33 protein-coding genes are annotated in these 25893 nt (G+C 37.3%); 3 read left to right on the top strand and 30 right to left on the bottom strand.

What is annotated here, in order from left to right; genetic code table 11:
• Nucleotides 1-380: 380 nt before the first annotated feature.
• The gene (locus MKY26_RS03175; RefSeq protein ID WP_341092086.1) at nt 381-914 is read right to left on the bottom strand and encodes a GNAT family N-acetyltransferase; all 534 of its coding nucleotides are present in this window, start codon (nt 912-914) and stop codon (nt 381-383) included.
• Between the two features lie 336 nt (nt 915-1250).
• On the opposite strand from MKY26_RS03175, the gene MKY26_RS03170 reads away from it, so the two are divergent.
• Nucleotides 1251-1646, top strand: a complete 396-nt coding sequence (locus MKY26_RS03170; RefSeq protein WP_341092084.1) for a hypothetical protein — start codon at nt 1251-1253, stop codon at nt 1644-1646.
• Between the two features lie 82 nt (nt 1647-1728).
• On the opposite strand, the gene MKY26_RS03165 is transcribed toward MKY26_RS03170, so the two are convergent.
• The 6 genes from MKY26_RS03165 to MKY26_RS03140 are packed head-to-tail and all read right to left on the bottom strand — an operon-like array spanning nt 1729 to nt 8490.
• Nucleotides 1729-2718, bottom strand: a complete 990-nt coding sequence (locus MKY26_RS03165; protein ID WP_341092082.1) for an N-acetylmuramoyl-L-alanine amidase — start codon at nt 2716-2718, stop codon at nt 1729-1731.
• A gap of 60 nt (nt 2719-2778) precedes the next feature.
• Entirely contained in the window at nt 2779-3027 is a 249-nt protein-coding gene (locus MKY26_RS03160) for a phage holin (RefSeq protein ID WP_445293119.1), read from the bottom strand.
• A complete protein-coding gene (locus tag MKY26_RS03155) occupies nt 3024-3290 on the bottom strand; it encodes a hemolysin XhlA family protein (RefSeq protein ID WP_285840943.1) in 267 nt (88 codons plus the stop codon). Before MKY26_RS03155 ends, MKY26_RS03160 begins: the two co-directional genes overlap by 4 nt.
• Nucleotides 3291-3321: 31 nt before the next feature.
• Nucleotides 3322-3543, bottom strand: coding sequence for a hypothetical protein (locus MKY26_RS03150; protein WP_095371142.1), 222 nt, complete (start codon nt 3541-3543; stop codon nt 3322-3324).
• Complete coding sequence (locus tag MKY26_RS03145; RefSeq protein WP_233435330.1) at nt 3543-3974, bottom strand: hypothetical protein; 432 nt, start codon at nt 3972-3974, stop codon at nt 3543-3545. Before MKY26_RS03145 ends, MKY26_RS03150 begins: the two co-directional genes overlap by 1 nt.
• A 16-nt stretch (nt 3975-3990) precedes the next feature.
• Nucleotides 3991-8490 (bottom strand): phage tail spike protein, encoded by a 4500-nt coding sequence (locus MKY26_RS03140; protein ID WP_341092078.1) that lies wholly within the window; start codon nt 8488-8490, stop codon nt 3991-3993.
• Nucleotides 8491-8560: 70 nt separating this feature from the next.
• Between MKY26_RS03140 and MKY26_RS03135 the strand changes: the two genes are divergently transcribed.
• Nucleotides 8561-8785 carry a hypothetical protein gene (locus tag MKY26_RS03135; protein ID WP_341092075.1) on the top strand — a complete coding sequence of 75 codons (225 nt, stop codon included), beginning with the start codon at nt 8561-8563 and terminating at the stop codon, nt 8783-8785.
• Nucleotides 8786-8970: 185 nt separating this feature from the next.
• Here MKY26_RS03135 and MKY26_RS03130 read toward each other — a convergent pair whose 3' ends face one another.
• The 22 genes from MKY26_RS03130 to MKY26_RS03025 all read right to left on the bottom strand — a co-directional run bounded on the left by MKY26_RS03130 (nt 8971) and on the right by MKY26_RS03025 (nt 23992).
• Nucleotides 8971-9720 carry a distal tail protein Dit gene (locus MKY26_RS03130; RefSeq protein WP_341092072.1) on the bottom strand — a complete coding sequence of 250 codons (750 nt, stop codon included), beginning with the start codon at nt 9718-9720 and terminating at the stop codon, nt 8971-8973.
• Nucleotides 9720-12158: a hypothetical protein gene (locus MKY26_RS03125; protein ID WP_341092068.1), complete on the bottom strand. Its 2439-nt coding sequence runs from the start codon at nt 12156-12158 to the stop codon at nt 9720-9722. The genes MKY26_RS03130 and MKY26_RS03125 overlap by 1 nt, the downstream gene beginning before the upstream one ends.
• A gap of 3 nt (nt 12159-12161) precedes the next feature.
• Entirely contained in the window at nt 12162-12434 is a 273-nt protein-coding gene (locus tag MKY26_RS03120; protein ID WP_341050606.1) for a hypothetical protein, read from the bottom strand.
• A 44-nt stretch (nt 12435-12478) separates the two neighbouring features.
• Entirely contained in the window at nt 12479-12949 is a 471-nt protein-coding gene (locus MKY26_RS03115; RefSeq protein WP_341050603.1) for a tail assembly chaperone, read from the bottom strand.
• A 52-nt stretch (nt 12950-13001) separates the two neighbouring features.
• Complete coding sequence (locus MKY26_RS03110) at nt 13002-13505, bottom strand: phage major tail protein, TP901-1 family (RefSeq protein ID WP_341050601.1); 504 nt, start codon at nt 13503-13505, stop codon at nt 13002-13004.
• 2 nt (nt 13506-13507) lie between these two features.
• Nucleotides 13508-13921 (bottom strand): DUF3168 domain-containing protein, encoded by a 414-nt coding sequence (locus tag MKY26_RS03105; RefSeq protein ID WP_341092065.1) that lies wholly within the window; start codon nt 13919-13921, stop codon nt 13508-13510.
• 4 nt (nt 13922-13925) lie between these two features.
• Nucleotides 13926-14366, bottom strand: coding sequence for an HK97 gp10 family phage protein (locus tag MKY26_RS03100; RefSeq protein WP_341092063.1), 441 nt, complete (start codon nt 14364-14366; stop codon nt 13926-13928).
• Nucleotides 14359-14691 (bottom strand): phage head closure protein, encoded by a 333-nt coding sequence (locus tag MKY26_RS03095; protein ID WP_341050595.1) that lies wholly within the window; start codon nt 14689-14691, stop codon nt 14359-14361. The genes MKY26_RS03100 and MKY26_RS03095 overlap by 8 nt, the downstream gene beginning before the upstream one ends.
• Nucleotides 14678-14992, bottom strand: coding sequence for a phage head-tail connector protein (locus MKY26_RS03090; RefSeq protein WP_341092061.1), 315 nt, complete (start codon nt 14990-14992; stop codon nt 14678-14680). Before MKY26_RS03090 ends, MKY26_RS03095 begins: the two co-directional genes overlap by 14 nt.
• A complete protein-coding gene (locus tag MKY26_RS03085) occupies nt 14993-15130 on the bottom strand; it encodes a hypothetical protein (protein WP_341050590.1) in 138 nt (45 codons plus the stop codon). It abuts the gene before it with no gap.
• Nucleotides 15131-15147: 17 nt separating this feature from the next.
• The gene (locus MKY26_RS03080; RefSeq protein WP_341050587.1) at nt 15148-16146 is read right to left on the bottom strand and encodes a major capsid protein; all 999 of its coding nucleotides are present in this window, start codon (nt 16144-16146) and stop codon (nt 15148-15150) included.
• A 21-nt stretch (nt 16147-16167) separates the two neighbouring features.
• Complete coding sequence (locus tag MKY26_RS03075; RefSeq protein ID WP_341050585.1) at nt 16168-16794, bottom strand: phage scaffolding protein; 627 nt, start codon at nt 16792-16794, stop codon at nt 16168-16170.
• A 126-nt stretch (nt 16795-16920) separates the two neighbouring features.
• On the bottom strand, nt 16921-17934 hold the full coding sequence (locus MKY26_RS03070; protein ID WP_341050584.1) for a phage minor head protein: 1014 nt from the start codon (nt 17932-17934) through the stop codon (nt 16921-16923).
• Nucleotides 17915-19336, bottom strand: coding sequence for a phage portal protein (locus tag MKY26_RS03065; RefSeq protein WP_341092059.1), 1422 nt, complete (start codon nt 19334-19336; stop codon nt 17915-17917). Before MKY26_RS03065 ends, MKY26_RS03070 begins: the two co-directional genes overlap by 20 nt.
• 12 nt (nt 19337-19348) lie before the next feature.
• Entirely contained in the window at nt 19349-20596 is a 1248-nt protein-coding gene (locus MKY26_RS03060; protein WP_341092057.1) for a PBSX family phage terminase large subunit, read from the bottom strand.
• Entirely contained in the window at nt 20586-21455 is an 870-nt protein-coding gene (locus MKY26_RS03055) for a terminase small subunit (RefSeq protein ID WP_341092055.1), read from the bottom strand. The genes MKY26_RS03060 and MKY26_RS03055 overlap by 11 nt, the downstream gene beginning before the upstream one ends.
• 64 nt (nt 21456-21519) lie before the next feature.
• Nucleotides 21520-21768 carry a hypothetical protein gene (locus MKY26_RS03050; protein ID WP_341050573.1) on the bottom strand — a complete coding sequence of 83 codons (249 nt, stop codon included), beginning with the start codon at nt 21766-21768 and terminating at the stop codon, nt 21520-21522.
• A 70-nt stretch (nt 21769-21838) separates the two neighbouring features.
• Entirely contained in the window at nt 21839-22027 is a 189-nt protein-coding gene (locus MKY26_RS03045; protein ID WP_341050571.1) for a hypothetical protein, read from the bottom strand.
• A gap of 109 nt (nt 22028-22136) precedes the next feature.
• Nucleotides 22137-22280: a hypothetical protein gene (locus MKY26_RS03040; protein ID WP_157733841.1), complete on the bottom strand. Its 144-nt coding sequence runs from the start codon at nt 22278-22280 to the stop codon at nt 22137-22139.
• Between the two features lie 137 nt (nt 22281-22417).
• Entirely contained in the window at nt 22418-22885 is a 468-nt protein-coding gene (locus MKY26_RS03035) for a sigma-70 family RNA polymerase sigma factor (protein ID WP_095371164.1), read from the bottom strand.
• A 73-nt stretch (nt 22886-22958) separates the two neighbouring features.
• Nucleotides 22959-23477: a hypothetical protein gene (locus MKY26_RS03030; protein ID WP_322910554.1), complete on the bottom strand. Its 519-nt coding sequence runs from the start codon at nt 23475-23477 to the stop codon at nt 22959-22961.
• Between the two features lie 215 nt (nt 23478-23692).
• Entirely contained in the window at nt 23693-23992 is a 300-nt protein-coding gene (locus MKY26_RS03025; RefSeq protein ID WP_322910555.1) for a hypothetical protein, read from the bottom strand.
• Nucleotides 23993-24392: 400 nt separating this feature from the next.
• On the opposite strand from MKY26_RS03025, the gene MKY26_RS03020 reads away from it, so the two are divergent.
• On the top strand, nt 24393-24542 hold the full coding sequence (locus MKY26_RS03020; protein WP_322910556.1) for a hypothetical protein: 150 nt from the start codon (nt 24393-24395) through the stop codon (nt 24540-24542).
• A 108-nt stretch (nt 24543-24650) separates the two neighbouring features.
• On the opposite strand, the gene MKY26_RS03015 is transcribed toward MKY26_RS03020, so the two are convergent.
• On the bottom strand, nt 24651-24887 hold the full coding sequence (locus MKY26_RS03015) for a hypothetical protein (protein WP_322910557.1): 237 nt from the start codon (nt 24885-24887) through the stop codon (nt 24651-24653).
• Nucleotides 24888-25893: the final 1006 nt, after the last annotated feature.

Genomic DNA, 25893 nt, shown 5'->3' with positions numbered 1-25893 from the left:
ATCATAAATAAGACAATTAAGTGGGCATAAATTCTTATGTCATAGAAGGGGTTATTAAGCAACTCATCTCTTATGAAGCAGCCCAAAAGTTAGATGTTTTCATCTAACTTTTGGGCTCACCTCCTCTCTCTAGAGCAGGTCTTATATCAATTCACCCTCAATTTCTGACCAACGAAAATCGAGTACTTAGCATCAAGCTTATTCCATTCACGAATTTGTTTAATCGTGCTGCTGTTTCAATTGGTATGGTTTACTTCACAGGTTTAATTATTGCTTTAACTGATATGAATGAACAGAATAGAACAAATCCTTAATTAGCATTAACTCAAAAGCCCATCTCGATTGAGAAGGGCTTTGTCTAATTATAAAGAACACTTTTTCTACTCTAAGAAAGGTTTTGAATAACGCACAATACCTTCCACATTTTTTAGACCATTCTCAGTTATTTCTAAAGCCATAAATTGTTCGTCAGCAACATCAAATGGAGCTTGTATATTCCATAAGTGAGCTTGTTTAAAACCAAACTTTGGATAGTAATCTTTATGACCTAAAACAATAACTGAACGGTAACCAAGTTCTTTAGCTTTTTTTATCGCAGCCTGGATTAATTGCCTTCCAATTCCTTTTTTCTGATAATGAGGAGAAACGGAAACTGGAGCCAGTGCCAAAGAATCGACCTCGTTATTACCATCTACAATTTTTATTTTAGATAGAAGAACATGTCCAATAATATTTCCTTCTTCAGTTAAAGCAACTAGAGAAAGTTGAGGAATGAATGCATCCGATTTTCTAATTTTTTTTACCAGTAAATGTTCTGACTTATCGCTATACTCTTCGTAAAGAAAGGCTTCTTTAATAATATCTTCAGTTATAGTATATTCATTGTTACTCTCTGGTCGTATTGTAATGTTCATTTATAGTCCCCTTTTCTATTTTCTTACCTATAAATGACACTTTCTTTATGCGCAAAGTCATGAAGAAAGTGTTACATGACCAGCTCTAAACATAAGTGTGACAAACAAAAACCTCCAATATAATATGTCTTTATATTACAATGTGATGTAATTATGGTCAAACTTACAGTGCATTATTCCCTCTATTTTAATGGAGATTCCTTAAATAGTGGAGTAAAAGTAAATGAGCCCCTCGATTAAGAAGGTTTTTTAAAAAATTTAGAGGGATACTTAATTTAATGAGGATTCAGTGACTTGGACAGAATAAGGATTAAATAGAAAACTGAGGTGGAATGAATGCTTAAGCGATATGTCATAATATTGGGGTTCCTCTTATTTGCTATTAATCCTATTCAAACTATAAAAGCAGAGTCAGTTCCTAACGTAGTAGGCTCTTACCTCACTACTGAAGATATTATTTTTGACCTTGTATTTCCAAGTATTGATAAAAGAGTGATAAAAGAATATGGTGGCGATTCTCTCTTTGGTTGGAATTGGAAAAGAATTGTTGGAATAAATTACAATGACAATCACTCTTATGATGTGGCCATAAGAATTGTAATCCCTGATAAAAATAGAGAAGACCTAGTTACTGTAAGAATATCTCCCTCATGTAACAATGAGAAGCTTAACAAGTTAAAGTGTAACCATGATTTTATGGTAGAAGTATTAGGTTACCGACACATGTCTTAATAAGAATAAAATTTCTTTTCTTAACTAATGGATACTTTGAGTTTATTAAAGGGCCCCTCCCGAATGAGAAGGGCTTCTATTATTACTTCTTAAAAATCTTTGCACTAGTATCAGCACCTACATAGATATTACGTTTACCTCTAGATGTTTTAATGGTGACGACACTTGCCTGCGGTTTATCAAGGATTTCATACGTTAATCCACCGAATGCTGCAGGAGTAAGTGACCAATCAGAGTTCTTAGTAACTGGAGCTACATTGAGCTTATAAGTCCTCCATGTCTTTGCTGATGCTGGTAATGTTACATATTCCTTTTTTGGTTTTGGCATCGGTTTTGGCTTAGTTGCTGGTTTGGTACCACCTCTCATTAAATTCAAAAGTTTCGTGTTTTGAGCAGCTTTGCCAGAATAATCTTCAATACCGTACTTTGCAGCCAGTTTTTTTCTATTAGCCAAGGAAGAATCCACATTAATAGATTTCAGATAATCTATGATACTTGTGCCTCTGTATTCTTTTGTTGAAGGTTTTTCAACAGGTTTAGGTACAGGTTTAGATACATTTGGCTTAGAAGGTGTAACCTTTTTATTCAACACTGCTTTATAATCAAATACAGGACATTCTTTCCACGAATATCCACTGAATTCATTATGTCCCTTTATATACTTGATAGTAGGGTATGCTTTTTGTAAGTCTTTAACTAAGTTACGTAAACTTTCCTCTTGCTCTTTAGTAGGCTCCTCATATCTAAAATCACCAGTTAAACAGATACCAATGGCATAATTGTTATGATCGCCAACATGATATGTGCGTAGCTCGATATCATTACAAAATTTAATCGTTCCATCAGGCTCAATTACATAACTATAACCAATGCTCGGCCAACCATGTGTATCTACATGATATCTCGCATAGCCTTCAGCATTTGAACCCCCAAGACCTTGTTTAGTTAAACTATGATGAATGGCTAATGTTGTTTTACTTTTTAAACTTAGTACAGGGAACTTTAAAACAGGATGCCTTTTCACTTTGTTTCTAAAGTCCACAAATTTTGGTATATTTAATAATCCTGCCATTTAAATAACACTCCTTTTATTTGTAATTGGATATAAAAAAGACCGCCCTTTGGGGCAGCCTTATTTAGTCAAACCTTTCATTTTTAAAGCAGCTCTTTGCCTTTTACCCTTTGCTGTTACGTAATTGTTCTTAAACCATGCCCACGTTGCGGCAGCACCAGTAAATGCTGTGCTTAAAACCTCACCCCATATTTGTTCACTACCTGGAATTGGATTTAAACCTGTTGCCACCAAAAATTGATTGATAACCGCCACTAATAACACCATTGTTCTAATTACAGTACCTTTGTCCATTTTCAATCTATTCATCCTCCTATCACGTTATAAAAAAGAGCGATTGCCCCGCCGATTAAGCCGGTGCAAACCGCTGTAATAATAGCACCTATTAAGGCGCGTTTAATCCATGTTGTATTGTCATTAATACTATCTAAGGTTTTATTAATTGCTTTGATTTGTTCCTCATGTACAGATGTTTTATTCTTTAGATCAGCGACATCTTTCTCTAGTAGTTTGATATCCTGCTTCATTTGCGTAATGTCTTTATCGTGAGTATTCACCTCAACCGCCTCCAATGTCTCTCCCCCTTATGCAAAATAAAAAGCCTTATTCGGCTTCTGGTGTTAGTCGTTCAATTAATTTAGTTCTCACTACATTTTTTAATGCTGGAATCGATTCATTACCTTGGTAATCCTCTGCGGATATTGGAATATAACCATTTAATGTGACTGTTGACTCTGAATCATTGGCTCTGAATTGAACATGTACTACCGAAATACCACCATCAGCATAACGAATATTTGTACCTGTAATTTGGATATCAAACATTATTCTTCATCTCCTTTTTCTTCTTCGTCTACACCAAATTGTTCACAAAGATAATCGTAAATATCTGAGTCCTGTCCTTCGTATTCAACATCTTCGAATTTCTTTAGTACATGTTTGATAGTTCGTATCATTTCACGATTATCACCACCTTCAATTACCAGTTTTTCAGTGTTCAATTCCTTTAAATCATTAGTAAAAGCAACCATGTCTTTAATGTCAAATTGACCATCTTTCACGATTGCTTCTCCTTTTTCGTCCTTATGAGAATGTTCTTTAGCAAGCTCTTTACGATCTTCTTCCACAGTTTTTAGCCTTTCAGTCATTTTGTTAATAAAATGGCGACGGAAACGCGAGTGTTTTCTTGCTAGTTTTAGATCATACATAAAGTTAATTGCAGCTACTAATTTACCGTTTTCGATTTCTACTTTCATTTTAAAACCTCCTAATTTATGCGGCGCTAATTTTTTCTTCTAATTTTGCAACCTTTTGTCTTAAATGTTGATTCTCTATTTTGAGCCAGTTAATTTCGTCAGCGTGTCCAAGGGTTCTTTTATCTAGTTCTTGGATGCCTTTCATGTTAATACTGTTCATGAGATATTGCTCTACACCATCACCATCAATTAATTCATCGGCAATTTGATAACCCTCACCTATAACTAATCCTTGTCTTACTCGAGAATGTCCACTTTCGACTTCTCTTTTTAGGCGGTATTGGTAAATTGTTGATTTGTTGATGATATCTAGCGCACTGTCTGTCCATTCCTTAATATCTTCTTTGTAAGATGCCATTGAACCAGTTGGAAAACTAGAAGCTCTTACAGGAATATATGAACCTGTTGTTCCACTTGCTGTTGCTTGAACCTCGCCATTTGATCTCACATACAAATGAGTTCCATTGGTATTTGGATTTACTTCTATATAGTTCCCTTGGAATCCAGCCGCGACCACTCTGCGCCAAATAATACTTCCTTCATCAGCCATTCCCACACCTGTGGCTCTTATGTCCCCATTTGCACCCAAATATAAGTGAGTTCCTCCTGCTGATGTGTTAGTAGCTATCCCAGCGAAATAAGCCTTATATCCTCTAGCATTACGGTATACCGGGTTACCAGAAGAACCATCCACATATCCCTTGTTAACAAACCTTGTTTCATCATCAGAGCCAATATAAGCATTGGTTGAATTAGTGCTAAAACCAAAACCATAAATAATAGAAGCTCGTAAATCACGATATACAACTGATCCGTCAGGTTGCGTAAACGCTGAACTTGTTATTCTTACTTCTTGGTCTGTGCCGATATATCCATTATATCCCGGTCCAAAACGTAATCCTTGAGCCCTGATAGGTCTGTAACTGTAATTCTCTGCAACACCATCTGATGGAATACTTGAAATATTAACTACCCTGACTTCGTTAGTTGAGTCTGGAGCCAAATAGACATTAGAATTACTTGTGCCTAGAGCTGCACTTGTTACTAGTGATCTATCAACACTAAATCGTTGAGAACCGCCTGAATTATATCCAAACAAACCGTCTGGATTAACATTGACATATTGCCCATTAGACTGCGTAAGACGGACATTTCCTCCAATGATTTCTAAGTTAGTTAATCCGTCAGAAGAACGGAACTTAGCTCCATACACGTCAATACCTCTCAATGCACCTACATTAATACGGTCAGCGTTCACGCTTGCAATTTTAGCAGCTGTTACAGCTAAATCATCAATCTGTGCAGTACCGATAATGGCATCTTGTAATTTGGCACGCGTAATAGACGCATTTGCTAATGCGCCATTCTGAGCTGTTATACTATTGGCTGCCATTAAGTTTGCTGTGATTGAGCCATCTACAATCAATGCTGCGTTATTTTTTCTTCTAACGACAAGGTTATCAACATATAGGCGGTTAGAAGTTTCTCCATTGTTTTCAAATGTAACGCGAATTCTAATATATCCAACTCCAGCTGGCACTTTATATGAACCATTCATTTTAGTCCAATTTACGGTCTTGGTTGTTGTAGTGAAAGCTGTTCCCCAACTATGATGTTCTTTAGAAGGAGAGTAATTACGTACACCAAAAGTTTGTCTTCCAGTCCCTGCAGTATTGTGATTTCGATACTCCCATTCAAAGTAAAGCTCATCCCCCTCACTTACTTGGATATATCTTTCTTGCATGACATCAACATTGCGAACAGAATTTGCCCATAAAACCATGGTCTTTGTTGAGCCGTTTTGTAAGCCCCATGTTGTTTGATCATATACCATAAAAACTGAGTTACTTGGGTTTTCGTTTATCCATCCATTTACTTTGTTTGTAACGTTGGTAGCATCATCCTCGAATGTTCCATTATCTACGAGATTTGTAAAATCACCTACATCAAGTAATCTAGTGTGGATTTTCACATCTCCAGGTTGTACATTAATCGCACCAATAATGCCATCTCGGTCTACTTTCAACTCAATATCATCCGATAAAAGCCTAATAGATGATTCAGCTGAAGTCATTCTACCGGTTAATGAATTAACTTCTTGAGTGGATGCTTTAAATGTTAAGTCGTATGCTGTTTGGTCAATGAGTGTTTCGGCTGATGAGACGCGGCTTTCTATATCTTCGGGTGCTGGTGTCCAATCAGTTGCTTTATTACCTTTTTCGAGTTTGTACTTGGATACTGTTATGCTATTTCCTGTAGTCATACCCGACCGGCCATTATAGACCAATAAATTGTAATCATACCTATCGTCAGTCGTGAAGGTAGCAACTATCTTACCGTCAACGACTGGTGCATGTATCACGGTCATATTCTGACCACTAGCTAAATACGGATAGACCGACACTTCGGTTACATTGCCCTCATGAACTTCTATCTCTGCGCTAAATGTATAAGTCGTATTGCGTTCCAAACCCCTATAGAATATCCTGTTTACGAAAGTAGTAGTTGCTATGGGGAATGTATATGGTACATCACTTCCTTTTATTAAGTTCCTTCCACCAATCTCCAAATTATTAAAATCAGACCTAAGCTCATTTACACTAGTAGAAATCTTATTAGCCTTAATATCAACTGCAGCAATTTGACTAATAGCATTACCAACTTCACCGGTTAATTCATTAACATTAGCTTCCACATTTTGCGCTCGTAAAGACAACCCATCTAGGCTGTTATCAATTTGAAGAATTTTATTCTGGTAAACTCCATTATCAACCTTATTAATCAATTCCTCATTAACCAGATATATCTTTCCATCCACATAGTCAAAGCCTGCTTTATTTGCAAGTTCAGACATCAAGCTAACCTCTGTTGCTGTTATCTCAGCATCAGTATATTGCTTTGAATCAGCTTGGATTTGATCATATACATCTTGGCGAATCATGTCCTTTCTAATTACGCTATCTCCAAGAGTATCATGCATTTCTGATAGTTCTCTTAACTTCTCTGCCCCATCTGGTCCAAAAAGAGTTTCATCATCTATAATTCTTCGGGTTGGAGCATTAACTTGTACTGACCAATCACTCGGAGTTCCATGTTGATTAACAGCTCTTACTCTGAAATACCATATTTGATTTGTTTCTGCTTTATGAAGGTAGCCACTAGTATTACCCCTCCACAATAAATGTTGGGTATCAGGAATAAAATCTTTAATTTGAGAACCATACACTTCATAATGCTTAACATAAATTGAACTATCATAATCCCAATACAATTGAATAGATTCATATCCACTTATTGCTTCAACATTTATTGGAGTAGTGGGTTTGATGTCTGGGAAACTACCCTCTGTGACTTGTTGTGGACGATCACGGATTTTTTCAACTTCTTCTTTTAACTCTTCAAGCCGATCATCTTCTAAATCAAGAAATTGCCCCATCTCAACAACCATGGTGCCGTCGATGTCTAAAAGGTCATATTCCATGGCGATGATGCGAGATTGTATTTCTATTGGTCTTGCAAACTTGCGATCTATTGCTATGGCTGTATCACCCAAACTTACTTTATCGTCAAATAAATCAACGAATAAGCGATAATTAACTACCGGCTTATTATTGTTTTGTAGATTATCCCATGTTGCCCACAATAGTTCCTCAGGGTCCTCATAGTCTTGATTGCTAAACTGACCAAAACGATGTAAAGCTACACCATCACGAATGCGGCGATAACTTGCAAACGCCTCTGGATCACCAACCCATTTTTGCCCTTTAGGTTTGTCGAATAGATCTCCATTAGCAATAGACATTTCAACATCGCCGAAATCAATGTAACGAGTGTTGCCACCGCCCTCTGTTTCAAGCGATGCCCCCCAACCATACATTGCTGTTACAGGATAACTTAAGACTTGTCTACCAATCTCGGTTGTATTGTGGTCTATTTCAAAGCGTTGACCTGTATCCTTGCCAAGCCGTTGGATAATTTTAATCTTACGAGCGACAATATTATTTTCCTCGTCAAACTCAACGACATCTTTAAATTCGCCACCCCACACTTTGATAATCTCCCAAATGGCATCGATTGACCGCATGCGGTAAAAGTTTGTGGAGGCAAGCCCTAAATCAACTTCAACCTCACCTATCCATCCAGTACCTTCAAGCGCTGCATCTAATGCTATTTGTGCCGTCTTATCACTAAATCGTTTGTCTAAAACAATATGCTCTGCAAGCTCTAAAAACTCTGGCTCGCATGTTGCTGTAGTTAATGGTCCATCCATGCCGTCAGAGTCATCTAACTCCTTAATGACAAACAGCCTTAAATCTCCTTCATGATCACGGAAAACTACTTTATTTTCTTCAAGTACATACTTAGCGTTTTCGCTGTCAGCTTCTACAGTAAAAGAAAAAGGTGTTTCTGGTATCTTATTAATTTCAATACGGTAAGGAGCACTAATAAGACCACTATCCTCAGAGATAATGGTCAATTGTTTGTCGTCTTGGTTAAAAATATATAACTCTGTCAAATTTTCACATCCTTTCTACAGGAAAATTGTCACCACCTGTCGAAATAGGTATATCGAAGGAGGTGAAAGTATGTCTAAATTAGCTCCAAAGCCCATTACTACCAAGCCTTTGCATTCGTGGGATTATCTAAATAAAACGCTTCAGGCCAACTTTTCCCATGTAAATCCTGATAAAAATTTCTTAGTTATTGATTTAAGAGACTTCGAAATGTCTAAAGAAGAAATCATGGCAGAAGCAATAAAACAAGGATATAAAGTATCCGAAGAACTTGAACATTATTTGAGATTCGAATAATTTCAATCCCAATCATTAACCTCCTATTAATGATTGGGACCATTCAGGAAATCATTACTTAATTTTATTTGCATTTAATTTACTGATTAATAAGTCTACCTTTGTTTCCAGATGTATGATTTTCTTGTCTAGTTTTTTAATTACTTCCTCTATCTTTTTTTGATTTTCAATCATCCTTATCCCTCCTAATAATATCTTTCGTCATAAACCAAATCACAATCATGACTTGCTTTTAATGTTATTTCACCTGGTTGTAACAACACATAGTTAGATGACATACTGACTGCTGACCTTAGATCGTTGCCGTTTAAAAACACCTTTCGACCATCAAAGCTAATGAGTAACCTATCACCAGGGATAAACTCATAATTTAACAAAAGATAAAGACCTACATTTGACTCTACCTTAAACGAGCTAGTAGCTTGGGTAAAATCAACTTCGATTGTCCATGGTGTCTCGGTCTGTCCAGTGACTATAAATTGAGTATCTGTTGAATTGATCGACAATCTTTTAGTTTCTTTAGTCTTAGATGCGACGGGGCGCCAAAATATCATTGTAAATAGATGAGCACCGTTTACTTCTCCATCCTCCGTTACGCTGCTGAGAATACCATTGTAGGTAAACTCTGGCTCATCGGAAAATGAAATAGGTACAGGTTGGTCTGTAGTTAAAATACCATTTAACTCGTTTAACCTTTCGCGCAACTCGAAATCTGACTCACACACCATAATAGCCTTTACTGTTAACGGCACGGGTGTCTTAGTCCGTTTTTTAAATCGATAAGAGCCGTTAGATCGCTGTGTGGCGTGTATCTCATTAGGCGACAAAGAACGACCCTTTACGTCTAATACATAAAAGTAATTAGATAAATCCACTCCGTTATGAATCATACGAAATGGATCACCTAGATACTCATCATATGAAATATCAAACATTAATTTGGTCGCCTCCTTTGTCTAAAATTAGCTCGATTTTGCTCACCTGAAATGTATTTAATAACTCCTTGCGCTTCGTGGCCACCGATATTAATTACTGCATATTGTTCTTCTCTATCTGGCAATTCTATCTCGTTTACTTCCGCATTAAAGGCATGCTCAATAGCCCTTGTTCCATCACTAAATGATGTATCAAAGGTTGCAGTACCACCGATATTAGCTAGTGCTATATTTGGAGTAAATGCGCTTCTTGCAGATGCAGCCAAACTTGTCATCGATGACATGATTGGTTTTTTTGCTCTAGTAATTGATTTTGTAATAGGTCCGCCAAAGTCCATACGGTGGATATCAGATAATGGTCCTTCCTTTGCGGGAGAGAATGGCCATAAATCACGAACAGCACCAACAATGCCCTCAACTTTACTTACAATTTTATTCTTCATTGCCATCAATCCATCAATAGCGCTTTGAATTATCGCCTTACCTGATGCATATAGGTCCATACTGGTGAAAAATGATTTGATATTGTCGAGTATATTACTTACTTTTTGTTTGGCATCATTCATTTTTTCTCGCATAACACTAACTATTTTAGAAAATGTTTTTGTGGTCCATGATTTAATTTTATCCCAGTTTGCAATGATCAGAGCGACTAAAGCGACTACTGTAGCAATTACCCAGCCAACCGGACCCATGGCGATTAGCCATGATGCAGCAACACGCGCTGCGTGTATCATGGACTTAGCTGCCAATACAGCATACTTTGCTATTATTTTCGCCATACTTACAATCATAGATGCTGTTGCTTTTGCAGCTGCTTTTACCATGGTCACAGTAAAGGATAGAGCTACCTTTCCTGCGTGTAAGGTTGCTTTTACAGACATCACCACAAATTTAGCTATTACAGTTACTATTTTGGCTATTAGAGATGCAGCCCATTTTGCTGCACCTGCTATCATTCTCCCAAAGGCTGCTATAACACTAGTTGCAGTTGCTAAAACCTTAGTACCAAATAAATAAAGCTGAATGCCTAGCATTCTTAAACCCGTTATCATAGCTAATTTAAATGAACTCACTATTGGAAGTATCTTTGCAATAGCTGAAGAAATAACACCGGGTAATCCAACAAAGGCTGTACGAATTGCAATAATTGCTGGGAATGATGCCATTAAAGCACCCGCAAACATTACCAATCCTCCGATTATTTGTCCAATCCATGGATGAGCAGCCATCATACTACTAGTCCAAGCAAATATACTGTTTACCACTTGAAGTACTTTTGACCCTATTGGAGCTATCGCTATTCCTAAATTAACTAAAAATGTAGTGATGTTACCGATTAACGCAATTACAGTCGGTGCATTATCTCGAATGTATCCTATAAATTTTTGAAATTGCTGATTCTCCGATAAAGATTGTCCCCACTCCTTAAAACGAGAAGTAAGATTTTGTAACCCCGCCATCATATCTGAAGCAAGTGGGCCAAACGCGGTAAACATACCTATTAAACCAAGAGTGATGTTTTTTACTATCGCCCATATTTTAGGTCCGTTTGTTTGAAGATATGAGATGAAATTTTGTAAAGCAGTAGATCCTTTTATTCGTTCCGTAAAATCTACGAATGACTGTCCCATATTCTTAAATCCTTGCGCCATAAAGTCTGTCATTGGAGAAAAAGCTACAGTTAAATTCATAAAGCCTTGAATTAATCCGCCTAATCCTGACATAACCTTATCTAAAATAGGAGCTGCATTCTTATTTAAGTATCCAAAAAATTGCTTAGCAGATTTTGAACTCATAAACTTATCGAAGCGTGCTGACAAGTCAGCAACTGTACCTGCTACGCTTTTAAACATTGGATTTAATGATGACAAAGCTTTTTCTATTCCCGTCATGGCACTTGCGAAAGCATTAGCTGTTTGTGGGGCTATTGCATCTTGAACACCACTCCAAGTGCTTTTGAGCTTATCTAACGCCCTCATCGCCCTAACATTTTCCTTCGTACTTTTTGCAGTACCATCAATAATCGATTTAATAGTTGGTATAGCCGCCGCACCAAAACCAACAGCTGCACCGCCAGCAATACCAAAAGCTGCCGCGAGAGCAAATGTGTTACTTCCTGCTACAGCAATCATTGGTCCAAGAGTACCTAATAGTCCAACAGCCGCCGCGATAATTGGTACTAGTGCTGGGCTAACCATCAACATACTACCTTGAAACATATTAGCACCTACCGTACCGAATGCTCGAATAGAGTTTGCCAATCGATTCATCTTATCTTGGAATTTGTTGATTCGTTCTTCAGCGACATCTGTTATCGCAGATATTCTAAGTCTCGTGTCATTTGGCAAATCTCTTAACGTATCCCTAACCCTTCGCATTTTTCGCCTGAATTCACTAATTCTTGCACCCACGATTGCACTTAAATGAGAGCTCAAGACTCAACCTCCCTTCGGCTTGAAATTCGGCTTAAACCCTTTGAATTTATTGTTCAAATCAATCATTCGTTCTAGGTTTTTATCAGTACCAGTAATTCCTTTTTCTAAGTTTCTTCTAGCTTGATTTGCATTGAAAATCTTTCGCTCACTTGCCCGTTTAGCATGTTGTGCATACCTATTCGCCATGGCTGTTTTCGCCATAAGTTCATACTGATCTATTTTTCGATTCAGCGCTCCTATCCTTAATGCTTCGTACTCCCATGGCTCCCATGACATAATGAGGTCCACATCGAATATACCCATTAATTGAGCAACGTCACTTATGACTGTTTTGTAGTCTGTTCCGTCAGAAACTTCCGGTTTTCTTTGGCTTCCTCGATCATTTCTAGAATGGCCTTTTTCTCGTTTTCGGTCTCCCCGAAGTCGCTCATCAAGTTCAAGTTCTTCCAATATTTCTTGACTTTTTGTTTGAAAAAACCCGAGTTATCCAACTTTCGAAATGCATCCTTAAACAACTGATCTGCATCGCCATTTTCCTCAATGTGTTTCAAAATAGCATTTTCAATGGATTCGAGTGAAGGTTTCTCACTTTTCAAATGAGAAAGAGCACAATCCCAAAATGCTGATAAAAATAGAATGTCAAATTCTAAGAGTTTACTATAAATATTGATTAGTCCACCTTGCTTGTTGCCCTGTGAATCTTCCTCGTTATACTTTTCATTTGCTACCTTCTCAAATTTAAAATCTGTACGTGCCTCGTATTCTCTTTCACCGATTGTTAATACAGCCATTTCAATAAAACCTCCTCATATCAAATAAAAGAGACTGGCATTAGCCAATCTCTTAAGCTCCTGTGCTTGTTCCTGTTTCACCAGGTTGTTCAAATTCATATGCACTTGCATTTGTAATACCTTCTGGTAACTCAGTAAGGGTTCCTTCAACTGATTCACCCTCAACTTGGAGAGTCGCGCTAATTTCGATGAAATTATCTCCTGGGCTAGACTTTTCAACCGATTCAACTAAGCAATAAGCAAATACAGCATCATAAGTGCCTTCTTCATTTGCAATTAAGTCAACTTCCCACACTTTCAATTTCTTCTTTTGCTTAATCGCATTAAGTACAGCTAATTGTCCAGCATCCTTTTTTACTCCATAAGCAGTTAGCTCAAAGGATTCGCTATTCTGACCATAAGCCAAGATGCGCCCCATTTTAGATTGCTCATCCACTAACTCATTCTCGATAGAGTACGTACCTTCTGTTTGTTCAGCGACGACTAGTGCATCTGAGCCAACAGTTGCATCAACCGGTTGGATTAAAAGGATAGTATCCTTACCATTTTGCTTCATTTTTAGTCCTCCTGTTCAATATAAAAACGGACATTAAGAATCCCTTGATAAGGAAAACCAATGTCCGCTGGGCTAAGCACCCTCATATTTGGATCAATCATAAATTTAAACACTTTAAAACCCTCGACATGCCAATTTTCTTTTGTTAGAGCCATTACCATTAGGTTAAGCATTTGCATCGTTTCTCGCTTACCCTGTGCGTCACTGTAGCAATGTAAAACCCAAGGTATGTTTTCGCTGTAAGATGTTTTGCTCTCAAATGGTGATACAGTAGGCTCACCAACTGTCACATAAGGAAACGGTGTATTCTGATTAACATAATCATAAACACCTGTAATTACGTCGTTTAAATCAGCATCTTCACTCAGACGCTTGAAAATCGCTTGTTGTAATGGCCATAGTGCTGTTTCTTTCATACTATCACGCACCTAATCTACCTAATTCACGTTCAAAATGACGGCTCCCTGCTTCAATAGCTGGTTGCCAATATGGTTGAGGTTTCATACCACGAGTGTAGACATAACGATTTAGTTTTTCTGACCAGTAAACCCAAGGGGTACGTCGGCCGTTTCCTGTACTACTATAGATTCCTGTGCCGTATTCAACATAAATGGCATAGGCAGCACCTACTATAATCTCAGCTGATAACCCTCGATTATAATAACGAATTTCGATTGATCTTCTTAAATGGCCATCACCTGTTGGGGCTAATGCCTGGGCTTGACCTTGTATCAATTCAGCAGTCTCAGTAATAACTCGTTTAACCTCTATGATAAATTCTTTTTCAAACCTATCAATCGCTCTATCAAACTGACGTAAACCACCCATCTCTATACCGATACTGATACTACTTCTAGCCATCAGCTAACAGCCTCAAATCAACCCTCATGATTTCACTCTGACCGCCTTGATCCAACGGTTTACCAACTAACTCATAAGTATCTCCTTCACATACTACACGCATTTTTGTCGTTATATCGGTACGATATGGAAAATACAATTGTCTATCAAACGGGTGGTTAGCTTGTTGAGCACGGTAAATAACTTCTGATTTCGGTGTATCCAAAAAACCAATAGATTCACCATATGTCTCCCATTCTCCTGGTAACCAACCACCGCCTCCATCAGGAGTCTTTTTCCCTTCTACAAGGAATGCAACGTTATGAGGAAACTCAGCGTAATGCATGAAATCTCACTCTCCTGTAAGGCTTTAGATTATGCTTAATCTTTTCTGGGAGGTCAGTGTCGTATGAATAAGATACTGACCCCATAGAACGGCTAGATAATCCATCAGCTTTGATTTTGTGCCTTAACGACTCACCTATAAAAAGCCTTACACCTGCAGGTGGATCATAGCCAACGAATGTAGCACCACAATAATCCTCTGCATACTCCAATAAGATTGGCACCATCACACTTAAGTATGTTTGGTGCTTCTCCTTATCGATTCCAGCAATAGAAGATACCTGATCAATTAAATAGTCCATCTACTCACCTGCTTTGGCATTTGATTTAGATGTAGTAAACTTCTTTTTGATTTTTTTATATCCCGGTGGCATTTGAGACGGCTGAACAATCATTTTATGACCTTTATGGTTGATTACTTCGATTTTATTCTTGGTCATTCTCATCACCTCTCAAATTATGATCCTGCTGGAGCCTGAGGAATTGTATTAAAACGGAATTTTACAATGCGGACTGCTTTAGGCTCATAAACTCGGTTCCAACGAGCTCCTACATTCAGCTCAGTGTTTGTTGGGAATATATTTGCTACACCGCCTTCGTTCCATGCAACACCACGTGGATGCAAGATAAAGATACGACGGTTAACTAAATTCTCTTCACCAGAATAAGACATCCCATTTCTAACGATTTCAGTTTCGATGATACCTGGGTGTGAGCCATTACCAAGTGCAATTGCTCCTTGGCCAAAGATATAAACCTCTGATTGTCCTGTAGAACTGTCAAATGGCAGAGAATCATCAACGATAACTCTTTTCCCAAGAAAATAACCGATTGGGCGACCTTGTTCAGATTGCGGCGCATACTCAATTAAGTCTTGTTTAATCAGTTCAGCTTCTACTGCAGAGTTCATCATTACTCCTGTTAGTAAGTTCTTCGCATCACCCATCAATTGAGTAGCATCAATAAAAGTGCGTGCATTAATTGTTCCAGCTTCACCATCACGGCTTGTAATATCATGAATCTTTGCAGACATTGAGCTACTTTTGAACACACCAGATAGAGTAGCAAGGAGATTACGTTGCAAATCTCGAGCCCAATATGCACTAACTCTACTCGCAATTGCTCCAGCAGGGTCAGCTCCACTTAATAATGCTGAAAGACCATTAGCACCCCAAGCTTGTGTACGAGCTTGTTTGCGTGCCATATCTTTGTTGGAAGTAATTTTGCTAACATCCATATCCCCTGAATCTCTCATAACTTGAGATTCAATATTTTCTAGATCATTCCAAAAAGGCATGTTAATAAGTGTATTTGATCCACCTGCAAGGGAATTGAATTCCTCATCATTTGTAATAATACCGCTCTGGATTAATTCCGATTTTTCCATTGTTGCTTGAATAGTATAAGGTGTGAAAATCTCCGGTTGAATAACATCTGCTAATCTAGTGATTGCCATATATAATCATCCTCTTTTCTTTTATTTGGCCGAAGCCTTAAATTTTTTGTATAACTCGGGGTCATCCTTTAACAGGCGACCTTGCTCAGTGAGATTAAAATGCTCTTTGCTAAATGGATTATTCTGTGGCGTCGGTCTATTAGGTTCACTAGGGTGAGGTTGTCTTCCTTTTAGTCCAGACGGTTCATCTTCACCAAATAAATACGCATCTGACTCTTTTAAACTCTTAAGCTGTTCATCTAACCCAATCAAATTATCTCCATCTAAACTAATTTTTTCTTGATCAAGAAGTGCTTTAACTGCCTTTGGATTCTTCGCTGCCGCATCCTTCAAAGCTAATTCCAACTTGAATTCCTTACGTTGTGCAGCAAGCTTACTATCAGACTCTTCTTTAGCGTCAGCATTTGCTTTTTGTAAATCTTTAATCTGGTTTTGTAAATCCTTGTTATCTCCCACCTTTCTAGAGAGGTCAACCAGTTGCGTATCTCGGTCTGCAATTTGTTGTTTATATGTGGTAATCTCATTCTCTAAATCTTTGACCCTATCTGCCTCTGACTTAAGGGGGTTAATAACTTTACCATGACTTGCCATAACCTTCTCAATTTGCTCCTCAGTTAATCCGAGAGCCTTCAAATCTTCTCTATTCATTTTCATTCTCCTCACATTGTTTTTACGTGTTATGAACACGATAGGATAGCTATTTACCGCATAACTGCGAATAAATACATAAAAAATAGCCTTGTTTTACGTCTATTGGCTAAAGACAAGTTCATCCTAACTAGCAAATTTACTTTTCCATTCTTCAAAACTGGTAAACGGCATCGTTGTCGAGGGTGGACTTATCTCCTTTTGTGCCTTTTTTAAAGCTTGTTTGTAAGTTAATCCATCAACCATGTATTTCTCGGTTCGATCAGCGATTTCTTGTTGATAATCAGGGTCCATGTAATCACGACCGCGACGATACTCGGGTAATAACCCATTTACTTTTCTTAATTTTAGACAACGACAATTAATATCCATCGATGCCACGCCCCATAAATGCGGTCCCTTGGATTTTAATCCTCTATAAGTGAAATACCCTTGCTCATTTGTTTCTTTTCCATCTAGTTCCCTGTGTGCGTGTCTAACCTTTAAATCTAAGGCAGAAAGCCACACACCAGTTATTGTTGTATATTTAGCTGCTTGCTCTTCGGATTTTTCTCCGGCAAGGCTCCTAGATCTCCCCGCTTCGGTACGGACAACGGTACGTGCTTTATGCTGGTTAAACTTGACTGAGTTTTGTAATCGTCTAGCGATAACAGCATATCCTTCACCCGCCTGGATACCCTGAGCAATCTCGATATTAATGCGACGTATAATTTGGTTTCGGTGTTCCTCAAGAACCGACGAGAGCGTTAGCTTATCTATTGGATTTTTAAGGATTTGTTGGATTAGTTCCATTGTTGGTAAAGTAACTCTCATAGAATAACCGGTGCTCATTTGATACAGATACATATGTCTAAGATATCCCTCAAGATAGACGTTTTCAGTAGATGTTTGAAGGACTTTCACTATCTCTTTATACGCTCCATTGAGAACGCTGTTTATCTGTTTGAGTTCTTTATTTAATCGATTGTACTTGTTTACATCAGTCCACGATATTTCACCATCTTTGTCTGCATACTTAACATACATATCAGCTAAAATTTTTGTAATGTCCATTAGACGGCGATTAAAGATTTTTTCAATGTTCGATTCTGCCTTTTTGGCAAGTTTGTCAAGATGTTCTTCAATCTCCAGTTGGTTCATCTTCATCCTCACCACCTAGAGACTCTTGTTGCTCGCTATAAGCTGATCTTTCCTTTTCAACTCTCTCTTGCTCAAGTTGAACATCATCAACAAATGGATGCTTGGCTCTTAAAGTTTCATCTGACACAAGCTCTCTTGATTTGTTAATATTATCAATTTGTTCAGTTTCATTAGTGATCATAGACTTGTTAAACGAAAAGGAGTAGTTTTTATAATTCGCCTGAGTATTCTCAGCTATCTCTAGATATTCGCAAATAAACCACATCAGCGACTTAAGGCCTTTATTGAACTTTCTTTCTAGCACATTCGCTTTCATGTCTAAGAAAGAGTACAAAAACTGTAAAGCCACACCTGATGGATTCTGCCCGAAGCTATCTGTTGTTGTATCAACTGCTTGCCCTGCATCATAAATTAATTCAGCCAGCCTTTTTGTTTGGCTATCAACGGCAGCAACTGGAATATCCGCTTGGATTGTATCTACCCCCGATCCGGGTTCATCTGATACACTGATCGCTTTAAACTTTTTTAGATTCGTCATGAATTCCTCTAGTGATGTGCCTTCATAACCTTTTAAGACATAGATCAAAGCTGCTACATCTTCTATTGTGTTTGTAACATCACTAATTATTAACTCATAGGCATCAATTAATTGTTTGTAAAATACTAAATCGCCAACTGCTTCTTCGTTGTTTTTGAATTCAATGAACGGCACTTTTCCCCACCCATAACCTTCTTTTCCATAAAAGAAATGTGACTGAGGATTTAAGGAATACGTAACATCCATCACTATGCCGTCATCTGATTCCTCATAAAATGTCACTTGTTGGTCATCCCAAAGTTCAATTTTACGTGTGCCGTCATCAAGATCATAGAAGCGAATACCACCGGTTAAATTTTTTCGCTTTGTATTATCATAGATTGGTATAAATTCCTGAGCAGGAACAATCATATAATCAAATTCGCCATTTTCATCAATATATGGGTGCAACCACTCTTTTCCCTTGTTCGATGCGTTTTTAATTAGCTCTGGAATAATATCTTCAAAATCATCGCCTAATAATTCAATAATCCTTTCTAAGGCGAGGTCTTCACTAACGTTGCTTTCGATAGTGATTGGTTTACCAGCCAGATATCCAACTTTCTGATCCACAATACGCTTATGCCACGCGGTGGGTAATTTGTTATTTGTTGCATCTTCATCAACAACCTTAATATCCCCTTCATACGTGAAGATCTGTCGTTTTGTAATATCAGATTCATTGAAATAATATCTCACTCCTTCATCCATTTTAGATGTGTCGTGTTTTTCGATATAATCCTTGATGAGCTCTGTAACTTTAGGTGAATTCGTTTTAATGATTTGAATCAACTCATCTGCATGTGTTGGTGTACTTGGATACAACGGACAACCTCCTTACTTTAATATTCCTACTCCTTTTGGATAAACAATGGTATTGATGAAATATCTGTCTCCATCCAAGCAGTGGTCATTCTGTTTTACCGGCTTATCTTCACCTCGTTCAGTCGCCTTCTCATCCCATACATAAGAAGAAAACTCTCTAAAGGTTTCAATGCAACAATCGTTGTATAGTATTTTTTTCTTTTTAATCGCTGTAGCCATACTTCTTATTCCTTTGAGCACATCATTTTTAGCCTTTTTAACAACAAACTTTCCATGTTTCTTTATGGTAGCTATAAAAGATGCTGCAGACGGGTCAATGATTACCCTTGTTATTTGATAACCCGATGTAAATTCAACTAAATCCTCATAGTAATCTTCATCCGTTTTTTGACTGCCTTCTTTACGAGCATCGTAGTAGTATTCTTTCACTTTGTACCAAGTGTTATTGTAAAGACCCCACAAACCAAATGTAGTGGGGTTCTGCGTTCCATAGTCTATGGAAATATATAATTGTGTGTATGGTCTGTCTTCTGTTTTCACTTTGTGCTCATCTTCTGAAAACATATCAAACACAATACCTTCTGCCATTACCCATAGACCAAGAATATATCTCTTGAAGAAAACACCACTGAACATTCTCTTGAATCTATCTTTTACTTTTTCTGATAAAGACAGATTATCATCCATTGTAAAATGAAGGAGGTATGCTTTTTTCTCTTCTGCTTTATCGATAAATTCTGTCTTAAACCAATGATAAGGTCCAGCTGGGTTACAGTTAAAGAAATATCGAGAACCTTCCACGCTACAACGGCCAATTGCTTGGTCTACAAAAGATTTAGGCATTAGTGCCACTTCATCGAGATATGCACCTGCTGCAGTTAAACCTTGTAAAACGTCTTGGCTAGATTCGTTGTTGGCACCAAAACAATAAAATATATTTGTTCCAATTTGAACGTAGTGATCTGAGCGATGGTATTTATATTTAATCCCTTTTGCTAGGAGAATCTCAAATAATGGTTTTAATACGTTACGTTTGAGAGCCCCTATTGATTTACCCGCTATAATAAAAGATTGGTTTTGATGTTGGTGTATCGACCACATTATAAATGAATCAATCATAGCAATTGTTTTACCTGCTCTTATTGATCCTTCTGCAATTACCATTTCATAATCATGATACGGTGATTCATCCATCCACCACATAAGGAGCTTTTTTTGCTTTTTGGAGAATGGCTTGAACTGGAACCCCTTATTCTTCATCGTCAAACACATCCTTAATTTCGCCTTTTAGTGCTTCTAAGTATTGTGTGATATCAGATGTTTCAGGAGGGGCATTCTTGCTCTCAATCTCTTTCTGTTTAAGCTCAACTTCTTTTTGCTTCATTTCCATATCATGCCTTAACTTTTCCTCTTGAAGACGCTTCTTATCATTCTCAGAAAGCAAATCATAGTATTTGGTCAGCATTTCAAGAGCCTTCATTTTATCAGCAAGCTTGATGGAAACACCATCCTTACCTTTCTTAACCTCGGTAATAAGAGTGCCGTCAACTTCATCTGATTCTTTGAAATCAACATAACTATATGAATACATGACTTGATCTCCGTTTTCATCTAACAGAGGTTCACCATCACTTATTCTCAGTTCTGGTTGCTCCTTCTTACCAAACTCAACAAAGTCAGTAATATCAGCAAAAGCAATGTCAATGTACTTTTGAAGGATATCTTTCGCATCCAAGAATATGCCTTGTTGCCTCTCAAGCTTCAATCTTTCAATCTCAGAGGCTATCTTAGGATTTCTTAGATGTCGATGCCCTTCAACCATTGCAGTCGAATAAGCGCAGTTATATGCCTTCTGATAAGCCTTAGTTGCATTAAAATACTTGATATAGTAAAGACAGAATAACTCTTGCTTGTCTGTTAAATCAGTTGATTCAATGACAGGTTCAGGGGTTGCAACCTTCTTCTTTTTGGTTGCATCCTTTTTAGTGGGATCTCTCGACCATCCTTCACGGCTTTTTCTGCTCTTCAAAGTACCAATTTTTATATCATGCTTATCAGCAAGCGCCTTTAATGTAATTTTTGATGTCTCAAATTCTTTCCTTATTTCCTCCCAATTCATTACATGGCACCTACCTCCTGTCTTTTTTTACAAAGAAAAAAGACCTCGATTTGAGGTCTAAATTTTATTCTATCTCTTCTTCAATTAATACATGGATGTGAGCGTCATATGTTGAGTCTGCCTCATGGATGAATACGTTTTTCACCTCAAAAACCCCTGCAACACTATTCAAAGGGCGCTTTATTGGATCAGGTTTATACTTTACATCAATATAATCCCCGACCCTCGGAATTATTGGCAAATTAAAACTTTGCCCATTCACAGTATCCTTCGGTGAATTTGAAGCATACACCTTAACTTTAAAACCACTCATTTTTATTCTCCCTTTCTAGTTGCATCTGAACAAAACGTAAATCCTCCTGATAATAAAATTAATTACCCACCTACTTTATTCCCCATTGTCTGCCACCGCCTCCTGGATCAATTAAACAAGAAATCCAAGCTAGCCAATCACTTCCTGGTTTCGGGTTCCTTTTCCATCCTCCACCACCTGGGTCTTGGTGATGTCCACCTCGTGGAGGGTCAGAATGGTGTCCTCCTGGCTTAGGGTCTCTTAAGATAGTATTGAGCATCATATACCTCCACAACCTGGGTCAATATGATGACCTCCTACACCTAGATCTGAATGATAGCCGCCACCACCTGGGTCCTTCTTAATTCTTCCTCCACCTGGATCTTTTCTCATTTCAAAAGCCCCCTTCGTTTTTTAATAGGAATGGAATAACACACATCACAAACGCCATCATTGTCATGGTACTCATTATAATCTGTGATTACTGCCTCACATTTAGAACAAATCCACAATCCTTGTTTCACCTGCTCCATATGCAATCCTCCCCTTTTTATAACATAATTCGCCATAAAACGGGGTAAATCCTCCTATAAAATCACCGAAAGGTGAGCAACGCACAAAAATAGAGGAAGCAGCTTGTTTAACTGCCTCCCCTGTCCTGCCTTCCATTTTAGCATGCCGATTTTTCGTGTTTCAACAAATGCACAAAGTGGCTTTTTTGGCTCAAATGGTTCAATATGGTTTCTTTGGCTTTTTTGACCTGATTTCTAGATATACACAAATGATAAGATATCTCTCGGAATGACATGCCATCTAGGATACAATCATAAATGACTTTATCGCGTTCATCTTCCAATAATTCGGCAGCAAACTCAATAACATATACTTTCTCTCTAAGTCGCTCTAGCCTGTTATATAAACGTTCTTCACGTAAATCCATGTTATTTAACTCCGCTTGGCTTTTTCCAGAGCTTCCTTTTGGCAAAGTTGCCTCTATCCCATATTGAGCAACACCCCAACTTTTCATAGGTGTAGAATATCCAAATAGTACTTTTTCAAGGCGCTCCACTTCTTTTTTCATCCAATGATAATCTTTTAACAACGATTCGATTCTTTTAATGCTGGCAGCTTCTTTCATACAGGAACCCCCTATGTTAAAATATAATTGGGTGCCGGGGATTCCTGGTCATGTCTCTGCATTGCAGGGACTTTTAATTTGCAAAAGGGAGAAGTTTTTTTCTTCCTTCTTTAGCTGCTAGCGAAGCATCTTCTACAGTTCTGTGATAACCGAAATAATAAACCTTCCCTCTATATTTGACAGTAGCTCTCCATTTTTTCTTATCTTTATCCCAAGTGACGCCTCTAGCACCAGATGTGTTATTTTTTTGAACCCTTGTATTTTGGTTGTTTTCGGACAAGGTTACTATTCTCAAATTATTTCTTTTATTGTTTAAAGTGTTCCTGTCTACGTGGTCCACAAATCTATCTGTTGGTGCGTCCATAATATATCTATGCATGCCGATCAAAGCAGGTTTCCCCTCTTTGTTTTTTGTGTTGCCCATCACATAATAGGATTCTGTCTTTTTGTTGTAATTTACAAACCAACTACCTGGGAAACTATCTACTTTTTCCAGATCAGAAGTATCAATAAATGTGTTGAACACATCACCGTTTCTACGTTTTATGAAGATGACGGTGGTCTCGCCAAGTGTCTCATATCTATTCTTCATTTAATCAACCCCTCTATATGAGCTATTTTCTTCTTTTGTTAAATTATTTATTTTTCATGCATACTTTTATTAATTATGGATAAATTATTATTGGGTAAGGAATTAAAAATCTTCCGCAGTGCCTACTTAGGTATATTTTCTTACCCACTTCCATAATATGGTCACACGATTAGAGAGAGCTTGGATGGGCTCTTTCTTTTCGTAGTAAACTTTCTCTATCTTGTGTTTACTTGTTTATCTTTAGATAGCATCTTTTGTTTAGATTTCTCTAATGCATCAATAACAACATCTATACTTTCAATTTTTGTAAAGAGCATCCGTACTGGTGTTTCTTCTACACTCATAACTTTATCTTCACCGTACTCATGATAAGCACCAATTTCATTTCTCTTCTCGTTATTCCAAAACAACACGGTACCGACTGTATCATCAGATTGCAAAAGTCCTGCAGCCACTTCAATATCACCATATCCAAATTCCAATTGCTTTGTTTTATCAATATCAACTATTGGCATAATTGTCCTCCTCTAATGTAATTTCATTCCACTTAATCAAATCTTCCCTAACCCCCTGAGCAGGACTCTCTGCGAAAAAGAGAAAGGTCAACTGGTCAAGGTGCGTAATATCTTGAACTGTGAATCTATTACCCTCGTGGATCAGCGTGCTGCCTATTGTGTAATTCATTGAAATTAACTCCTCCTACCTTTTGTTTCTTAATCATCATCTTCAACTAGAATTTTTGCTGCTTCCCATTCTGCGCCACATGATGAACAAACCCTATCGCCTTCCACTGTAGTTGGAAAATAACAATATCGACATTCCCAATGCATCCTCTTCCCCTCCTAATCAACTAATTATCCTTCGTATAAATTCTTCTTATTTAGAAAAGATAAATTTAGAAGGAGGTGTAATTTTATGTTAAAAAATGATTCTGTATTAGGACTTGGTGTATTAGCTGTCCTTCTAACAACAATATATACTGCAATATTAGCTTCCCAATTAACGGCTACAAAAAACAAAGTTGATTACCTGTACTATAAAGGCAAATTAAATAATACCGAATAAACACTTATTAGTTGTTCTAAAAGCCTTCTTTATACAAAAGTAGGCTTTCTATATTGTCCTACTCCTTTCAATTGCTAAACTGATCTATCATTTAGTTGCTTTAATTTACTATGCTTTAATAATTGGTTTCTCTAAATCAACATCATACAAATTCTCATCTAATACATCTAAAGAATCACTGTTTAAGAGGTCGTATGATTTATATGAATAAATCTTTGATGGTATAGGTAATCCTGTCTCCTTGCCAATTAAAGCATCATCGCAGTAGCACACAGGTAAATCACCATGTTCATCCAATTGTGATTCCAAGTGTTCAATCAGTTGCTTTAGGTATACTTGTTCCATCTCTATTCCTCCTTAATTAACTCCCTGCTTATCGTGTAAATTAAAATTGCCTACATACTTTTACTAATTGTGGATATGCTAATTATTGGACAAGGCTAAAATTCTCAAATGGCCATATAAGAATTCCTTGTCGTACGCAAACTCCATATTTTATAATTTCACTAAATGTTTTTCTTACTTCAGACGAACCTTCCTAGCTTTTTTATGAATAGGCTAAAGAGCTATAGGTTAGATTATTATTATCCTTTGTTGGAGGTATAGTCTATATGCTAACTCATATTTTTTTATGGTCCATGTTAATTTTGCCTTGGTTTATTCTCCTTTTATTAGATACCAAAAGGGTGAAGTCCTTCATTCCAGGTGGATTAGTGAGTGCCTTGCTTTTGACAATATTATTTCAGCTATATCAAAGATATAATCTGGTTGAAGTTGTTGAAACAATTTTCCCTTTAACTAATACAACACCTTTCATCTATGGAATATACATAGTCTTACCCACAATATTTTTATACTTTACATTCGGTAACTTTTGGCTTTATATCACCCTTAACACTATAAGCGATGCAATCTTTTCTTTTGGAATAATGAACCTTTATGAATATTTCGGGATTTATAAAATGGATGATCACTTTCATATTGTAATTTTTATTAATTGTATTATCTGCGCTTCCTTAATTTACTTATTTCAAAAGTGGCAGTATATCGATCCATATAATTGAAAAGGTGTAAAGAATTCTTCAAAGTCAGTCGGCTCTTTTTTACTTAATCTATCTTGTGTTGCATAACCTCTAATTATTAAGAAATACTATAAACACTGATTTTTTGAAGGAGATGATTATCCTACTTTACTTAAATGAATCTATTATAGTATTGTTGGTTCTCGTATTATTTCCAGCTCCGTTTTCACTATTCTTTTTTAAAAAAATTCATTATGGCGTAGTCATAGCAACCATGTACGTAAATATTATTTTTATAATGTTTATTTTTGGATTTCTTGTAAACCTCT

This window comes from Cytobacillus sp. FSL R7-0680 (assembly GCF_038009245.1).
GTDB classification, from domain to species: domain Bacteria; phylum Bacillota; class Bacilli; order Bacillales; family Cytobacillaceae; genus Cytobacillus; species Cytobacillus kochii.
Note: the sequence above shows the minus strand (reverse complement) of the source record. Positions and strands in the feature narration are given on the sequence as shown.

What these genes read in the sequence shown, in the direction of transcription:
- MKY26_RS03175 (WP_341092086.1), bottom strand. Translation starts at nt 914, where the DNA reads ATGAACATTACAATACGACCAGAGAGTAACAATGAATATACTATAACT.
- MKY26_RS03170 (WP_341092084.1), top strand. Translation starts at nt 1,251, where the DNA reads ATGCTTAAGCGATATGTCATAATATTGGGGTTCCTCTTATTTGCTATT.
- MKY26_RS03165 (WP_341092082.1), bottom strand. Translation starts at nt 2,718, where the DNA reads ATGGCAGGATTATTAAATATACCAAAATTTGTGGACTTTAGAAACAAA.
- MKY26_RS03160 (WP_445293119.1), bottom strand. Translation starts at nt 3,027, where the DNA reads ATGAATAGATTGAAAATGGACAAAGGTACTGTAATTAGAACAATGGTG.
- MKY26_RS03150 (WP_095371142.1), bottom strand. Translation starts at nt 3,543, where the DNA reads ATGTTTGATATCCAAATTACAGGTACAAATATTCGTTATGCTGATGGT.
- MKY26_RS03145 (WP_233435330.1), bottom strand. Translation starts at nt 3,974, where the DNA reads ATGAAAGTAGAAATCGAAAACGGTAAATTAGTAGCTGCAATTAACTTT.
- MKY26_RS03135 (WP_341092075.1), top strand. Translation starts at nt 8,561, where the DNA reads ATGTCTAAATTAGCTCCAAAGCCCATTACTACCAAGCCTTTGCATTCG.
- MKY26_RS03130 (WP_341092072.1), bottom strand. Translation starts at nt 9,720, where the DNA reads ATGTTTGATATTTCATATGATGAGTATCTAGGTGATCCATTTCGTATG.
- MKY26_RS03120 (WP_341050606.1), bottom strand. Translation starts at nt 12,434, where the DNA reads ATGTCATGGGAGCCATGGGAGTACGAAGCATTAAGGATAGGAGCGCTG.
- MKY26_RS03115 (WP_341050603.1), bottom strand. Translation starts at nt 12,949, where the DNA reads ATGGCTGTATTAACAATCGGTGAAAGAGAATACGAGGCACGTACAGAT.
- MKY26_RS03110 (WP_341050601.1), bottom strand. Translation starts at nt 13,505, where the DNA reads ATGAAGCAAAATGGTAAGGATACTATCCTTTTAATCCAACCGGTTGAT.
- MKY26_RS03105 (WP_341092065.1), bottom strand. Translation starts at nt 13,921, where the DNA reads ATGAAAGAAACAGCACTATGGCCATTACAACAAGCGATTTTCAAGCGT.
- MKY26_RS03100 (WP_341092063.1), bottom strand. Translation starts at nt 14,366, where the DNA reads ATGGCTAGAAGTAGTATCAGTATCGGTATAGAGATGGGTGGTTTACGT.
- MKY26_RS03095 (WP_341050595.1), bottom strand. Translation starts at nt 14,691, where the DNA reads ATGCATTACGCTGAGTTTCCTCATAACGTTGCATTCCTTGTAGAAGGG.
- MKY26_RS03090 (WP_341092061.1), bottom strand. Translation starts at nt 14,992, where the DNA reads ATGGACTATTTAATTGATCAGGTATCTTCTATTGCTGGAATCGATAAG.
- MKY26_RS03085 (WP_341050590.1), bottom strand. Translation starts at nt 15,130, where the DNA reads ATGACCAAGAATAAAATCGAAGTAATCAACCATAAAGGTCATAAAATG.
- MKY26_RS03080 (WP_341050587.1), bottom strand. Translation starts at nt 16,146, where the DNA reads ATGGCAATCACTAGATTAGCAGATGTTATTCAACCGGAGATTTTCACA.
- MKY26_RS03075 (WP_341050585.1), bottom strand. Translation starts at nt 16,794, where the DNA reads ATGAATAGAGAAGATTTGAAGGCTCTCGGATTAACTGAGGAGCAAATT.
- MKY26_RS03070 (WP_341050584.1), bottom strand. Translation starts at nt 17,934, where the DNA reads ATGAACCAACTGGAGATTGAAGAACATCTTGACAAACTTGCCAAAAAG.
- MKY26_RS03060 (WP_341092057.1), bottom strand. Translation starts at nt 20,596, where the DNA reads ATGAAGAATAAGGGGTTCCAGTTCAAGCCATTCTCCAAAAAGCAAAAA.
- MKY26_RS03055 (WP_341092055.1), bottom strand. Translation starts at nt 21,455, where the DNA reads ATGAATTGGGAGGAAATAAGGAAAGAATTTGAGACATCAAAAATTACA.
- MKY26_RS03050 (WP_341050573.1), bottom strand. Translation starts at nt 21,768, where the DNA reads ATGAGTGGTTTTAAAGTTAAGGTGTATGCTTCAAATTCACCGAAGGAT.
- MKY26_RS03045 (WP_341050571.1), bottom strand. Translation starts at nt 22,027, where the DNA reads ATGCTCAATACTATCTTAAGAGACCCTAAGCCAGGAGGACACCATTCT.
- MKY26_RS03040 (WP_157733841.1), bottom strand. Translation starts at nt 22,280, where the DNA reads ATGGAGCAGGTGAAACAAGGATTGTGGATTTGTTCTAAATGTGAGGCA.
- MKY26_RS03035 (WP_095371164.1), bottom strand. Translation starts at nt 22,885, where the DNA reads ATGAAAGAAGCTGCCAGCATTAAAAGAATCGAATCGTTGTTAAAAGAT.
- MKY26_RS03030 (WP_322910554.1), bottom strand. Translation starts at nt 23,477, where the DNA reads ATGAAGAATAGATATGAGACACTTGGCGAGACCACCGTCATCTTCATA.
- MKY26_RS03025 (WP_322910555.1), bottom strand. Translation starts at nt 23,992, where the DNA reads ATGCCAATAGTTGATATTGATAAAACAAAGCAATTGGAATTTGGATAT.
- MKY26_RS03020 (WP_322910556.1), top strand. Translation starts at nt 24,393, where the DNA reads ATGTTAAAAAATGATTCTGTATTAGGACTTGGTGTATTAGCTGTCCTT.
- MKY26_RS03015 (WP_322910557.1), bottom strand. Translation starts at nt 24,887, where the DNA reads ATGGAACAAGTATACCTAAAGCAACTGATTGAACACTTGGAATCACAA.